Here is a 13,547-nt window from a genome sequence, read left to right on the forward strand (position 1 = left end):
TCTTTCGACCCGAGCACAAGGTGGCAGACCGTGAAACGGCGTGAACAGAGCCAGACCGAACAGCTTCGGCAAGCCCTGGCCGAACGCGAGGCCCAGCTCCAGGAGGCGCAGGCCCGCCTCGCCGCGGTCGAGGGGTCCACCTCGCTCCAGGTGGGCCGTGCGCTCACGGCGGCCGCCAAACGCCCCGGCCGCTCCCTGGTCAAACTCCCGCGCGACCTCTACCGGCTCTGGCGCCGCAGCGGCAGCACCAACCACGCCGAGCGCCGCCGGGTCGAACCCGTCCGCTCCTTCGACGCCGAACGCCAGGAGGCCCGCCTCCTCACCGGGCTCAGCGGCGGACGCGAGGACCTGCTGGTCGTCGCCACCGTCCTCGGCCCGGCCGTCCAGGCGGCCGTGGACCCCTACCTGCGTTCGGTGCCCCTGCGTCCGCACGACGCCCAGATCGTCATGGACGGGGTGGACGTCAACCTGCTCCTGGTGTCCGCCTCCGCGGCCGCGCCCGGGTCCCCCTGGGCGCACGTGGGGGACCCCGCGGCGGTGGACCGGACCAGGGCCCTGCACTGGGTGCTGGAGTCCGCGGCGGCGCGCGGCATCCCCACGGTCCTGCTCGACGACGCGCCCGCACCGCCCGCCCTGCGCCAGCTCGGTTTCGACCGCGTGCACAAGGGTGACGCGGGGGTGCCGCTGCACCTGTTCAACCCGGTCGCGGCCGAACTCGTCTCCGGCCCCGAGGCCGTCTTCGTCCGCACCGCCCCGGACCTGCCGGTCCCCGACGTCCTCCTCGACCTGGGCGTGGGTGTGGTCGACGCCGACTCCCCGGAGCTGCCCGACGCCCTGCGCGCCGCCAACGTCGCCGTCATCCCGGAGACCGGCCACGGCGACCTGCGCCTGCGCCGACGCGCCTGGGCCTGCGGCACCCGGGTGATCCCGCACCCGGCCGTCCCCGTGCCCGATGCCGAGGACCTGGCGGTCACCGTGCCCCGCCTGCGCGCGGACGGGCCCACCCCCCGCGAGGTGCGTGCCATGCTCCGGCAGGTCTTCCTCGACGAGGCGGCGCCGGTCCGGTTGGCCGCGCTCCTGGACGGCCTGGTCTTCGGGGCGGGGACCCCCGGGACCGAACTCCCGCTGAGCGGCCGCGGCGTCGCGGTCCTGGCCGATCCGGCCTCGGCGGCCGAGGCGGACCGCCTCGCCGAGGACCTCCTGGGCTCCCGGCTGCGCCCCGCCGAACTGGTCGTACCCGACACCGCCGCCCGGATGTCCGGCGTCCAGCGCCTGCGCGCCGAGGGCGTTACCGTGCACACGGTTCGCTCCACCGCCCCCGACACCCCGGAGGAACTCACCCGGGACGTGGCCCCGGCGGATGCCGGCGGGCCCGCCCCGGCCCACTGGGCGTCCCTCGCCGAACGCGCCACCTCGCCGTGGGCGCACCTGTGGACCGGCCCGGTCGGCAGACACCGGCTGGCCGACCTGGTCTGCGCCGCCGAGTGCTCCGGGGCCGACGCCGTGGGAACCCCGGACACCGCGGTGCCGGACGGCCGGGAACCGTCCGGAGCGGGGGAGCGGGGCTTCTTCGACCGCGAGACGGGGAGCCGGCAGTACGTCTTCGTCACCTCGATCACCCCGGAGCTGGCCCGCACCGGGCTGCTGCGGCGCGGCTGGCGCCCGACGGAGTGGAACCGACGCGGTACCAGGCTCCTCGCCCTGGGGCCCGACCACGGATCCGGCACCGACGGCGACAGCGAGGACCCCACGCACGCCGACGCCTCGACCGGAGCCCTCGGGTGACCCGCCGCGCCCGCTCCGCCGCCCTTCGCCCGCTACGGACGCCCACGGCGCAGCCCGACCGCCGCAGTTCTGATTGACTTTCCGGTCGCCCCCGCACGGGCGGCCCACCAGTATCCGAAGGGAAGAACGTGAGCACACCTCCTCCGCGCGCACTCTTGTACGGGGACGTGGACCTCAACATCATCGACGGCTCGGCCATCTGGGCCCAGTCGATGGCGCAGGCCCTGGCCGCGGCCGGATGCGAGGTCACCCTGTTGTTGAAGGCGCAGGTGCGGACCGACCGGCTCACGGCGCCGCTCACGCAGACCCCGGGGGTCCGGGTGGTGCGCCCCTATGAGGACCGCATGCTCCCCGACCTCGGGCCGCGCGGCCTCACACCCGAGCAGGCCGTGGAGCTGATGGGCGGGCTGCACGCCCGCAAACCCTTCGACCTGGTGGTCGTGCGGGGCCGTCGCCTCGCCGGGCTGGCCGCCCAGGAGGAGGCCCTGACGGGTCGCCTGTGGACCTACCTCACCGACTTTCCGCACAGCGTCGGCGAACTGACCGCGACGGCCACCGCGGAGCTCACCGAGATCGCGCTCGCCTCGCGTTTCGTCCTCTGCCAGACCGAGGAGCTGCGGGCGTTCCTGGAGTCGACGGTGCCCGCCGCCTGCAGTCGTTCGGTGCTCTTCCCGCCGGTCGCGGTGGTCCCCCCGGGGGTGGCCGCGGACGGCGAGGCGCACGCCCGTACCCGGCTGGCCTACACGGGCAAGTTCGCACCCGCCTGGAACACCCTGGAGATGACCGGGCTCCCCGAGGAGCTCGCCCGCCTGGGGGTGGATTCCGAACTGGTGATGATCGGCGACAAGATCCACGCGGAGCCCGCCGACTGGGCCAAGCGCATGCGCAGGGCGCTGGAGAGCACGCCGCACGTGGACTGGCGCGGCGGCATGGCGCGGGCCGACGCGCTTCGCGAATCCGCCACCTGCGACTTCGGGATCTCGTGGCGGGACCCGTCCATGGACGCCAGCCTCGAACTGTCCACCAAGGTCCTGGAGCTGGGGGCGCTGGGCCTGCCGGTGGTGCTCAACCGCACCCCGATGCACGAGACCCTGCTCGGCAGGGACTACCCGCTCTTCGCCGGTGAGGACGCCTCCTCGGTGGCCGCGGTGGTCGCCCGCGCCTACCACGACCGCGCCGTGTACGCGGAGGCCGCCGAGCGCTGCCGGGCGGCGGCGGCCGAGCACACCCTGGAACGGGCCGCCGAGAGGTTGCGCGGCTACCTGGCCGAGGCCCTCCCGTCCGCCCCGCGGGGGGCCGACCCCGAACTGCCGCTCAAGGTCGTCATCGCCGGTCACGACCTGAAGTTCTTCACCCGCCTCGCGGAGTACCTGGACTCGCTGCCGGGGCTCGACGTTCGCATCGACGAGTGGGAGGGGCTGAGCACCCACGACCAGTACCGTTCACGGGAGCTCGCCGCCTGGGCCGACGTCGTCATCTGCGAGTGGTGCGGGCCCAACGCCCTGTTCTACGCCAAGTGGAAGCGCCCCGACCAGCGGTTGATCGTCCGCCTGCACCGCTTCGAGCTGTACGCGGAGTGGCCGCGCCGCCTGGACGTCGGGAAGGTGGACGCGGTGGTGTGCGTGAGCCCGCACTACGCCGACCTCACCCGGGAGCTCACCGGCTGGCCCGCCGACAAGGTCGTCGTCCTGCCCAACTGGGTGGACGACCGCCAGCTCGACCGGCCCAAACTCGCCGGGGCCGAGTACTCGCTCGGCATGATCGGGATCGCGCCCTCACGCAAGCGCCTGGACCGGGGGCTGGACGTTCTCGCGGAGCTGCGCCGCATGGACCCCCGCTACACGCTCTCGGTCAAGACCAAACAGCCGTGGGAGTACTGGTGGATCTGGAACCGGCCGGAGGAGCGCACCTACTTCGAGCGCGTCTACCGCCGGATCCAGCGTGACGGCACGCTCGCGTCGGGGGTGGTCTTCGACCCCTTCGGCCCGGACGTGGCGACCTGGTTGCGCAGAGTGGGGTTCGTACTCTCCACCAGCGACGACGAGTCCTTCCACCTGGCGCCCGCCGAGTGCGCGGCCTCCGGTGGCGTCCCCGCGCTGCTGCCCTGGCCGGGAGCGGACACCATCTACGATCCGCACTGGATCCACGACGACCCGGTGGCGATGGCCGAGGCCATCCACGCGACGGTCTCCGAGGGCCGGTTCGGCGAGGAGAGCGAGCGCGCCCGCGCGGAGGTGAACTCGGTGTACGCCCTGGAGAGGGTGCGCTCCCTCTGGAGCGACCTGGTGGTCCGCGGTGAGGTTCCGAAACCGCTGGACTCGGCCGCCCACGCGGGCACGGGGAACTGACCGGGCCCCGGGCGGCCCTACTTCAGACGGGGCCGGTCATCTTCGACAGCCCGCCGGCTCCGGCGGGCAGGAAGAGCGCGAAGGTGGTCGGCCTGGTCTGCACCAGTTCGACGCGGGCCCCCTCGGACTCGGCGATGTGACGGGCCAGGGCCAGGCCGAGGCCGGTGCCGCCGCCTCCGCTCACCTCGCGCTCGAAGATCCTTCCGGACAGGTGGTCGGGGACCCCCTCGCCCTCGTCGCTGACCTCCACGCGGACGGACTGGCCGGTGTCGAGGCGGCGGATGGTCACCGTCCCCGCGCCGTGTTTGTAGGCGTTCTCCACCAGGGTCGCCAGGATCTGGGCGAGGTCGGTGGGGACGGTCATGGCGGTCAGCCCGGGGTCCCCGGTGACTAGGAGCCTGCGCTGCTCCTGTTGGAGGACGGGCGACCATTCGGCCTGCAGGTGGTTGAGGACGGGGTCGAGTTCCACCGGTTCGACCTCGGGGTTCTGGCTCTTGCGGGCGCGGCCGAGCAGGCTTTCGACGGTTTCCACGAGCCGTTCGGTCTGGGCGAGGGCCGCTTCCCCCTCCTCCCGGACCACCTCGGGGTTGTCCGACTCGGCGATGATCTCCTCCAACCGCATGGTCAGAGCGGTCAGCGGGGTGCGCAGTTGGTGTGAGGCGTCGGTGGCGAAGTGGCGTTCGGTGGCGATGAGCCCGGCGATGCGTTCGGCGCTGCGGTCGAGCACCTCGGCGACGCGGTCGGCCTCCGGGATGCCGTAGCGGTGGCCCCACGGCGTGGTCACCCCGGAGCCGAGCCGTTCGGCGGTGGCGGCCAGGTCGACCAGGGGCAGGGTGAGCCTGCGGGCCTGGAACATGGACAGGCCCACGGCGACCCCGATGGCCAGCAGGGACAGGGAGGCGATCCCGAGCCAGGCCCGGACCACGCTCTCCTGCACGTCCTCGCTGCTGGCCCACACCTCGACCCGGGTCTCGCGACTGGTGGTGACGGTGGCTTTGATCAGGTGCGGAGAGTCCGCGGCCTCCGGGTTCAACGACGGGTCGCCCGCGGTCACGGCCGTGGGCGCGTCCGCGGGTGTGATCCGGATGAACCGGTCCGGGTGCTCCCGGCTGAACCGCGTCGGGTCCAGTTCGCCGCGGAGCCCGAGCATGTTGTCGCTCTCGGCCCCGATCAGCTCGGCCTCGCTCTCAAGCTGCCTGCTGCTCTCGTCGTGCACCAGCTTGTAGGTGAGCGCACCCAGGGGCAGGCCGAGCAGCATGACGGCTATGACGGTCACCACCAGGGTGGAGAAAACCATCCGCCTGCGCATGTCACCTCACGTCCGTCCGACCCCGGGGCGGTCGACCGGCAAGTGTGTCGAACCCGAGGCCGGGTCAGTCTCGTTCGAACCGGAAACCCACACCCCGGACGGTCGTGATGTACGACGGCTGGTTGGCGTCGTCACCGAGTTTGCGGCGCAGCCAGGAGATGTGCATGTCCAGGGTCTTGGTCGATCCCCACCAGTTGGTGTCCCACACCTCCCGCATGATCTGTTCCCTGGTGACCACCTTGCCAGCATCGCGTACGAGTACGCGCAGCAGGTCGAACTCCTTGGTGGTTAGTTGCAGTTCGCGTTCGCCCAGCCAGGCGCGGCGCGAGTCGTTGTCGATCCGGACCCCGTGGACCACCGGGACCTCGGCCCCGCCCCGGCGCAGGAGCGCGCGGACACGGGCCAGGAGTTCGGCGAGTCTGAAGGGTTTGGTCACGTAGTCGTCGGCTCCGGCGTCGAGGCCGACGACGGTGTCGACCTCGTCCGCGCGGGCTGTCAGGATGAGGATCGGCGTTCCGTGACCCTCGGCGCGGAGCCGACGTGCCACCTCGAGGCCGTCCATTTCGGGTAGCCCGAGATCCAGGACCATGAGGTCGATGTCTCCCGCACGGGCGCGGTCGAGTGTCTCAATGCCGTTGACGGTCACGTCTACCGTGTAACCCTCGCGTCGGAGTGCGCGCGCGAGAGGCTCGGAGATCGAGACATCGTCTTCGGCCAGCAAAACGCAGGTCATGGAGCCGATCGTAGGTCCAGGGTGGCGCATTTCCCTATTATGCGCGCCGGATGCCCCAAGGTTGGCCGAAAATACGCTAATCACATATCGGTCAAATAGTACAATTGTCCACCATGGGCCTTTTCTTTGCGCGTTCTTGGTGAAACTGGGAAGCTGGATCGAGAGGGTGTTCCCATGCGCCCCGAGAGACGTTTCCCGGACACGGAGGAGCCCCCCACGTGAACCCCAACCCGCCGCCCGGCGGAGGAGAATTCGGACTCCCGCCGCAGGGTTCTCCGCCGGGGCCGCCCCAGAACCACCCGCCCGCCGGACCCCCGGCCCCTCCGCCTTCGGGCAGGTACGGGACCGGGCTGCTCGCGGTGCTCTCCGTGATCGCGGTGCTGGCCGGGGCGTCCTTCCTCGGCGGCGGACTCGCGCTCACCGGGGCGCTCACCGAGCGGATCGCGGCCGGCCGGAGTGAGGGGGCCGCAGAGCCCTCCGCCTCCCCGTCGGCCGCGCCCCCGCCGGAGGAGTCCCCGAGCCCGACCCGGACCCCCCTCCCGCCTCCGGAGCCCACCGGGGAGCCGAGTGGGCCTCCCGAGGAGGGGCCGCCGGAGAAGGTCTCGGCCGAGGACGTGGTCGCGGAGCTGAGCGGGGACTACGAGCTCCGGGCGGGCGTCGACATCACCGGTGAACTGTGCGGGGACGAGGAGGCCGCCTTCGTCTGCACGAGCGCCGTGGACACCGACCTCGTCCGGGTCATCGCCTTCGAGGACGTCCTGGTGGCCTCGGTCGTCATCACGGGCCTGACGGCCCAGATCGCGGAGGACGACAACGACATGGTCGACGCGCAGAACGCCTGCCACATCGTGTTCATCTGGTTCGAGGGCGGCAGCATGGAGCAGTCCGCACGGGACGACATGGCCGACGCCACCGAGGAGTTCGCCGGGTGCTGACGCCCGCTCCCGCCACACCCCGGGTCGATGCGTGCCCAATTGATCACAATGGGTAATAATGGGGTGTTGGTGACGGTTGGCGGGCCCCGGGACCCGGACCCTCACCGGACCTGTCCACTCATCTCGGACACCTGAGCCGGTCCGGGCGGGGCACGCGAGGAGCAGCGATGGCGCGCAGCATCAGTACGGCGGAAGGCATGACGACGGTAAGGCGAGCGGAACCGCGGGCCCGCCGGGGCACGGGACGGGCGGGAGGGTCCGGAGCGCGTGGCGGGCGCGGTCCGGGCCTGCTGACCGCCCTCGCCCTGGCCCTGGTGCTTCCGGTCGCCTTCGCGGCACCGGCCGCAGCGGAGGGCGCCGACCCCGGCGCCGTCGAGTCCGGTGCGGTCGAGTCCGGTGCGGCCGGGGCACGGGAGGCGGAAGGGGCGGCCCCCGCCGGCCCGAACGCCCGGTCCCAGACCCTCTCCCACCGCCACTACTACTCCACCTGGCGCGACGCCCGGACCTACTGGTCACAGGGGAGCCGCTACCCCACGAGCGGTTGGCTGTGGGCGGGGCGGCACTACTTCTTCTGCCAGGTCGAGGGCGAGCCGCACACCGACGGCGAGGGCTACTCGACCTGGTGGGCGCTGACCGACGACGACACCGGCAACCGGGACGTCTTCGTCAGCGCCACGGCCTTCCGGGACAACGAGCCCTGGCAGCCGATCGAGGGCCTCCCCCGCTGCTGAGGCGTCCCCGGACACGGCGCGGGCCCGCCCGAGCGGCTGCTCGGACGGGCCCGCGTTCGTCGTCCCGTCCCGGACCTACCGGTGACCGGACGGCCGGATCAGGCGTCACCCTCCCCGGTGTCCGCCGCCGTCCTGCGCCTACGGCTCAGGTAGATGGCGCTGCCACCGGCGGCAACGGCGATCGCGGCGACCAGGACCAGACCGGTCAGGGCGCTGCCGGTCACCGGCAGGGAACCCTTGTCGCCGTCCTCGTCGTCGGGACGACCGGGCTTGTGCTCGTCGGGGTCGGTCGGTCCGTCGGTGGGGCCGTCGGTGGGGCCGTCCGTCGGCTCCGGCGACTCCGGCGGGTCCGTGGGCCAACCGTTCCCGTCACCGGGGGGCTCGGTCGCCTGCTCGCCGACCACGATGCGGCCGGAACCGCCCTCGGGGTAGTCCGCCGCGGTCACGGTACCGTCGAGGGTCTCGGTGAGGTAGCGCTCCAGGGCGCCCTGGTAGGTCGAGCCCACCACGGTGAAGTCGGCGCCGCGGAAGGGGTACATGTCGCCGCCGGAGGCGGAGAAGTCGATGGTCGCGATCGTGATGCCCGGACCGTCCACGACCTCGCCGTCCTCGACGAGCACCGTGCCGTCGTGCAGGACCGCGCTGCGCACGCGCTCACCGGGGGTGCGCACCTCCCCGTCGCCGTCGACCTCCTGGGCGGTGCCGTCGGGGTCGTAGGCGAAGTTCACCCCGGCGACCTGCATGAACCGGCCGTCGGCGGCGGGCGCCGCGGAGACTCCGTGCTCCAACAGCTCCTTGACCTGCGTCCGGGGGATCTCCGGGACCACCGCGACCTGGTTGGCGAAGGCGGCGATCGAGTAGGTGTCGAGCGCGGTCACCGGACCTGCCGGGATCACCGAGGAGTTGCGGATGCCGCCGCCGTTCTGGATGCCGATCTGCGGCTCGGGGACGCCGTACTCCTCGGCGTTGCGCACACCGGTGTCCAGCAGCGAGTCCGCCATCAGGTTGCCCAGGTTGGTCTCCTGGGTGCGCACGCCCGGGTCCCGGGTCCCGTCCAGGGCCACCTCGCTCTGCGCAACCTCGGTCTCGGAGAGCGCTGCGACGTGGTCGGCCACCGGCTTGGTCACCTGGGCGTCGACCTCGGGGTGCGGCTCGACGGAGTCGTCGACCACGACCGGTCCGGAACGGTCGCTGACGGAGACCAGGCCGCCCTCGGCGTCGAAGTTGATCACCAGGCGGCCGACGTACTTGTAGTCGGAGCCCGCGGTCACGATCGGGACCTCGTCGCCCCCCGCGTCCTCGGTGAGCAGCGGGTAGGAGAGGGGGTCGCCGGTGTCCGGGTGGACGGTGACCTCGTCGCCGGGGACCAGGGCCTCGTCCTCGTCCGCCATCACCTCGTGGCCGCCGCCGGAGACCACGGCGTCGACGCCGGTCAGCTCCTGGGCGACCCGCTCCTCGTAGGTGATGTTCTGCAGGTGGGAGATGAGGATGATCTTGTCGACGCCCTCCTCGGTCAGCCGGTCGACCTCGGCCTGGACCGGGCCGACGACCTCGTTCACCACCACGTCGCGCGGGCTGGAGATGGAGGAGAGCTGTGGGTAGAGCGCTCCGACGACGCCGACCTGCTCGTCCTGCACCCGGACGACGGTACTGGGGGCGATCCGGCCCGAGGCCTCGTGCGCGGCCAGTGCCGGTTCGCCGGACACGTCCACGTTCGCGGCGACCACCGTGGTGTCCTCGCCGAGCTCACCGATGAACTCGGCGTACAGGTCGGGGCCGAAGTCGAACTCGTGGTTGCCCATGGCGACCGCGTCGTACCCGGCGTGGGAGGCGGCGACCGCGTCGTAGAAGGGGGCGCCCTCCTCCTGGGAGGCGGCGAACTCGGGTCCGGGAAGGTACAGGTCGCCGGAGTTGACGGTGACCACGCCGCGGTCCTCGGCCTCGTCGGCCCCCGCGCCGGTGCCGGCGTTCTCGCTGTCCCGGAGCTGGTGGAGCAGCGTCGTGTAGCGCGCGGCCCCGCCGAAGTCCGGTTCGCCGGAAGCGTGCAGGAGGGCTGACTCGGGGTCGTTCCCGTGCAGGACCGTGAGGGTGAAGGCCGCGTCGCCGGGGGTGTCCATGGGCGCGGACGCGCCGGCCGCCGGGGCGAAGGGCACCACCAGAGCGCCCGTCAGGAGCAGTGCGCCGGATGCGCGCACGAGTCTGGACATGTCTGCTGTGACTCCTTTGGGGGATCGTGCGGGAAAGCCGCCCTGGGGAGGGTGGGGGCGGAGTTCGTTCACCCTAGAGGGGGACGGGTGCTGGGGCACGGGCCGCAGGGTTACGATTCGCAGAATCTCCTGTGCGCTCGAAGGTTCCCTGCCTCCGGCGTGTCGTCCGGCGTCACCCTGGGAGATCTCCGGTTGCGCGGTGTGATCTTTTTCGGGCCTCACTCCCGACGTATGGTGTTCCGGGCCCGCGCCGCCACGACCGCACGCCCTACCATGGAGGGAACCGTCGGCTCGATTCCCCTCGGAGGACGTCCGTGTTTCCCTCTGGCCAGGACCCGTATGACCCCGACGCGGGACAGGGCGGGATCCCCTCACAGCGGGGGATGCCCGGCATCGAACCCCACCTGGAGGCGCTCCGCCCCGACGCGCCGATGCCCGGGCGGGTGTCCACGGTCCGCACCCTGATGTTCATCGGCGGTGTCTGCGGGATCCTGCTCGCCCTGCTCTGCGTGACGGGCCTGGCCGCACCGACCGAGGCGATGAACGAGGCCCTGGACGAACAGGCCGCCCTCGCCGCGGAGCAGGGCGTGGCCTGGTCCATGGACGCCGACCTGATGCGTTCCCTCATGGTCGTCATGGCGCTGGTGACCGGGGCGTACGGGGCCCTGTCCGCCTTCCTCGCCAGTCGGCTGCGCAACCGCACCGTGGGGGTCTTCTGGGGCGTCGTGCTGTTCCAGGGCCTGGCGGGGCTCATCCTGCTGTGGAGCCTGCTCGCCGGAGACGTGCTCTCGATCGTGCCGCTCGGTTTCGCCGTCACCATGATCGGCTTCATGTGGGCCAAGGAGAGCCGCGCCTACTACGGGCTGCTCTGAACCGCTCCGCCCGCGCGGCCGAAGAGACCGCCCTCCCGCGGCGGCAGCGGCGCCCGCACCGCGACCCCGGTCCACTGGCGGTCCAGCAGGCCGCGCACCGCCCCGGCGCCGGTCCCGGCTGCTGCCCCGCCGTCCGTGCCGGAGGGCGCCCGCACCCCGCCCCCGGGGCCCTCCAGGGCCAGGGCGGCACGGAGTAGTTCCCCGGAGTCGGGCCGGTCCCCGGGGTCCTTGCTCATGGCCGCCACCACCAGCCTCTCCAGCCCGCGCGGCAGGTGCTGCAGGTCCGGTTCCTCGAACATGACCCTGCGGGCCATCTCCTTCGGCGCCGCCCTCCCGAACGGGTCGTGCGCCACCGAGGCGAAGGCGACCGTCGCCCCCCACAGGAACACGTCGGACCGCTGCGTCGTGGGCTGGTGCTGGTACTGCTCGGGGCTCATCCACCCGGGGGTGCCCAGGTTGTCGCGCTGCCGGGCGGGGCGCTCGTCGGCCAGGGCCTCCGGCGAGGGCAGTCTGAGGTCCCGGTAGGCCCGCCGCATCCGGCGCAGCCGGATCCACTTCGTGGGGTCGGGGTCCTCGACGGGGTGCGCGATCCCGAAGTCCAGCAGTTTGGGGCCCTGCCCGGACAGCACCACGTTGCTCGGTTTGAGGTCGCGGTGCACGACCCCCGCCGAGTGGATCGCGCGCAGGGCCTCGGCCACCCCGACGGCCACCCCGAGGAGCATGCCGCCGCGCAGCCGCCCGAACCTCTCCACGTGGTGCCGCAAGGTGGGGCCCGGTACGTACTCGGTGATCATCCACGGCGGTTCGGCTCCCACGTCGGCGCTGACGAACCGCGCCACCGCCGGGCTGTTGACCCTCGACAGCAGTCGGGCCTCGTGCGCGAACCGCTCCCGGAACCGCTGGTCGCGGGCCTGTTCCGGGTGGACGACCTTCACCGCGAGGTAGCCGTTCACCCCGGGGGAGTCGGCGGCGTAGACCGTGCCCATGCCGCCCGAACCCACACGCCCCCGCATCCGGTGCCCGCCGATCTCGCGGGGGTCCCCCGGTTCGAGCGGGGCGAGTCTGCGTACACCGCGCGCCTTCATGGGTACTCCAACCGGCCGTGGGGAGGGGTCTGCCGGGTCCTATCCCCGGATTCTCCCCGTTCACTCCTCTTCCGTACCGGTGTCCGCCTTCTCCGGGCCCGTTCGATTCCGGGGCCGGACGGTGGAGTGGTAGGAAGTCCCTGTCGAAATCGACAACGAGGACCCCCATGAAGCTCACGTTCCCCGACGGCCACATCGTTCAGCTGACCCCCTGGCTACTGCAGGCGGTGCTCGGCGCCTTCCCCCTGCCCGGCGACGAGGGGCGGCTGGCCCCGTACGAGGCCGACCCCTCGGCCCGCGAGATGCTGATCCGGGAGGGGGCGGCCGCACACGACGGGAACGGCGACTTCATACTCACCGGGCACGGTCTGGAACTCCACCGGTTGGCCACCGCCTCCGCTCCCGGTTCCGCGGACCGGGAAACGGAGGGCGGGAGGCTCACCTGCTCACCCGAGCTGACCCCGGAGGAACTGGCCCGGGTACGGGAGGCGGAGGCACGGCTGCGGGCGGGAGCCCGGGCGTTCCGGCGCGGTGAACCGCTGCCCGCCCCGGTCAGGTACGCCGTCGGCGCCGGTCTCCTCCTGCCGCCCGCGGGCGCCTTCCTCGTCGACTGGTATCTGGACGTGTTCGGCCTGCCCCTGGCCATCACCCTGATCGTGCTCATACTCGTCATGGAGTGGGCGGCCGTGGGCGCGATCCACCGTTACCGGCGCGCCAGGCAGGCCCGCGCCCCCGGCGAGGTCCTGCGCAGGCACGCGAAGCGCTGCCTCGCCCCAGCCGCGCTCGACCCGGTCGCCCGCGGGCTCCTGCTGCGGGTCCAGCGGGTGGTCGACGGCGCCGCGGACCCGGCGGCGCTGGCCGGACAGGAGTGGGAGCTGGCCCGGGAGCTGGCCGGGTACAGCCTCCGCCGGGCCGAGCTCGAGGGGCTGACCGACCCGGACGAGCACGTTCTGGGCCTCATCCACCTGCTGGCCGATCTGGCCCGTGCCGAGGAGCGGGTCCGGGAGCTGGAGGCGGCGCCGGCCTGAGGGGCCCGCGCGGGAGGGCCGTCCACAGGTCGGTGGACGTGCTGCCGAAGGTCGGTGCCCTCTGGCAGTCTCGGAGGGGACGGCGACAGGGGGAGAAGAACGTGACACCGGAACAGTTCATCGACGCGGCACTGTGGTTCCCCGAGTCCGAGGAGAGCGAGCCCTTCGGCCCGGGGCCCCTCGTGTACAAGGTGGCGCGACAGAAGATGTTCGCCCTGCTCACCGGGGGATCCGACGGGGAGCCCGCCACGGTGAACCTCAAGTGCGACCCCGAACTCGCCCTGGAGCTGCGCGGACGGTACCCGGCCGTCACCCCCGGATGGCACATGAACAAGCGACACTGGAACTCGGTGCTGCTGGACGGCACCGTGCCCGACGACGAACTCGTGGAGATGCTCGGGCACTCCTACGTCCTGGTCGCCCGCAGCCTGCGCCGGGCGGACCGGGACCGGGTGCTGGCGGTCCTGGGGGACGAGGCCCCCGAGACCGGCGCCCGGAGCTGAGAGAGGACGAA

General features: G+C 72.5%; 11 protein-coding genes. 7 read left to right on the forward strand and 4 right to left on the reverse strand.

Annotated features, from left to right (window positions below):
* Positions 1–30: 30 nt before the first annotated feature.
* Together AC0VYD_RS04485 and AC0VYD_RS04490 are read left to right on the forward strand one after the other, a co-directional pair.
* Positions 31–1,785: a hypothetical protein gene (locus tag AC0VYD_RS04485; protein WP_475478722.1), complete on the forward strand. Its 1,755-nt coding sequence runs from the start codon at positions 31–33 to the stop codon at positions 1,783–1,785.
* Between the two features lie 155 nt (positions 1,786–1,940).
* Positions 1,941–4,133 (forward strand): glycosyltransferase, encoded by a 2,193-nt coding sequence (locus tag AC0VYD_RS04490; RefSeq protein ID WP_475480179.1) that lies wholly within the window; start codon positions 1,941–1,943, stop codon positions 4,131–4,133.
* 22 nt (positions 4,134–4,155) lie between these two features.
* Here the strand turns inward: AC0VYD_RS04490 and AC0VYD_RS04495 are convergent, their stop codons facing one another.
* Together AC0VYD_RS04495 and AC0VYD_RS04500 are read right to left on the reverse strand one after the other, a co-directional pair.
* On the reverse strand, positions 4,156–5,442 hold the full coding sequence (locus AC0VYD_RS04495) for a sensor histidine kinase (protein WP_475478723.1): 1,287 nt from the start codon (positions 5,440–5,442) through the stop codon (positions 4,156–4,158).
* A gap of 64 nt (positions 5,443–5,506) precedes the next feature.
* Complete coding sequence (locus AC0VYD_RS04500) at positions 5,507–6,175, reverse strand: response regulator transcription factor (RefSeq protein WP_017570862.1); 669 nt, start codon at positions 6,173–6,175, stop codon at positions 5,507–5,509.
* A 218-nt stretch (positions 6,176–6,393) separates the two neighbouring features.
* Between AC0VYD_RS04500 and AC0VYD_RS04505 the strand changes: the two genes are divergently transcribed.
* Entirely contained in the window at positions 6,394–7,110 is a 717-nt protein-coding gene (locus AC0VYD_RS04505) for a hypothetical protein (RefSeq protein ID WP_475478724.1), read from the forward strand.
* 167 nt (positions 7,111–7,277) lie between these two features.
* The gene (locus tag AC0VYD_RS04510) at positions 7,278–7,841 is read left to right on the forward strand and encodes a hypothetical protein (protein WP_475478725.1); all 564 of its coding nucleotides are present in this window, start codon (positions 7,278–7,280) and stop codon (positions 7,839–7,841) included.
* A 98-nt stretch (positions 7,842–7,939) separates the two neighbouring features.
* Here the strand turns inward: AC0VYD_RS04510 and AC0VYD_RS04515 are convergent, their stop codons facing one another.
* Positions 7,940–10,048 carry a bifunctional metallophosphatase/5'-nucleotidase gene (locus AC0VYD_RS04515; RefSeq protein WP_475478726.1) on the reverse strand — a complete coding sequence of 703 codons (2,109 nt, stop codon included), beginning with the start codon at positions 10,046–10,048 and terminating at the stop codon, positions 7,940–7,942.
* 383 nt (positions 10,049–10,431) lie between these two features.
* On the opposite strand from AC0VYD_RS04515, the gene AC0VYD_RS04520 reads away from it, so the two are divergent.
* Positions 10,432–10,920: a hypothetical protein gene (locus tag AC0VYD_RS04520; protein ID WP_475478727.1), complete on the forward strand. Its 489-nt coding sequence runs from the start codon at positions 10,432–10,434 to the stop codon at positions 10,918–10,920.
* On the opposite strand, the gene AC0VYD_RS04525 is transcribed toward AC0VYD_RS04520, so the two are convergent.
* Positions 10,905–12,005, reverse strand: a complete 1,101-nt coding sequence (locus AC0VYD_RS04525; RefSeq protein WP_475478728.1) for a serine/threonine-protein kinase — start codon at positions 12,003–12,005, stop codon at positions 10,905–10,907. The two genes, AC0VYD_RS04520 and AC0VYD_RS04525, sit on opposite strands and share 16 nt — an antisense overlap.
* A 167-nt stretch (positions 12,006–12,172) precedes the next feature.
* Here AC0VYD_RS04525 and AC0VYD_RS04530 point away from each other — a divergent pair, with 167 nt between their 5' ends.
* A complete protein-coding gene (locus AC0VYD_RS04530) occupies positions 12,173–13,033 on the forward strand; it encodes a hypothetical protein (RefSeq protein WP_475478729.1) in 861 nt (286 codons plus the stop codon).
* Positions 13,034–13,134: 101 nt separating this feature from the next.
* Positions 13,135–13,536 carry an MmcQ/YjbR family DNA-binding protein gene (locus AC0VYD_RS04535; RefSeq protein ID WP_475478730.1) on the forward strand — a complete coding sequence of 134 codons (402 nt, stop codon included), beginning with the start codon at positions 13,135–13,137 and terminating at the stop codon, positions 13,534–13,536.
* Positions 13,537–13,547 lie beyond the last annotated feature (11 nt).

It is taken from the genome of Nocardiopsis sp. iso_40, assembly GCF_056173285.1.

What these genes read in the sequence shown, in the direction of transcription:
- AC0VYD_RS04515 (WP_475478726.1), bottom strand. Translation starts at nt 10,048, where the DNA reads ATGTCCAGACTCGTGCGCGCATCCGGCGCACTGCTCCTGACGGGCGCT.
- AC0VYD_RS04530 (WP_475478729.1), top strand. Translation starts at nt 12,173, where the DNA reads ATGAAGCTCACGTTCCCCGACGGCCACATCGTTCAGCTGACCCCCTGG.
- AC0VYD_RS04520 (WP_475478727.1), top strand. Translation starts at nt 10,432, where the DNA reads ATGCCCGGCATCGAACCCCACCTGGAGGCGCTCCGCCCCGACGCGCCG.
- AC0VYD_RS04525 (WP_475478728.1), bottom strand. Translation starts at nt 12,005, where the DNA reads ATGAAGGCGCGCGGTGTACGCAGACTCGCCCCGCTCGAACCGGGGGAC.
- AC0VYD_RS04495 (WP_475478723.1), bottom strand. Translation starts at nt 5,442, where the DNA reads ATGCGCAGGCGGATGGTTTTCTCCACCCTGGTGGTGACCGTCATAGCC.
- AC0VYD_RS04510 (WP_475478725.1), top strand. Translation starts at nt 7,278, where the DNA reads ATGGCGCGCAGCATCAGTACGGCGGAAGGCATGACGACGGTAAGGCGA.
- AC0VYD_RS04500 (WP_017570862.1), bottom strand. Translation starts at nt 6,175, where the DNA reads ATGACCTGCGTTTTGCTGGCCGAAGACGATGTCTCGATCTCCGAGCCT.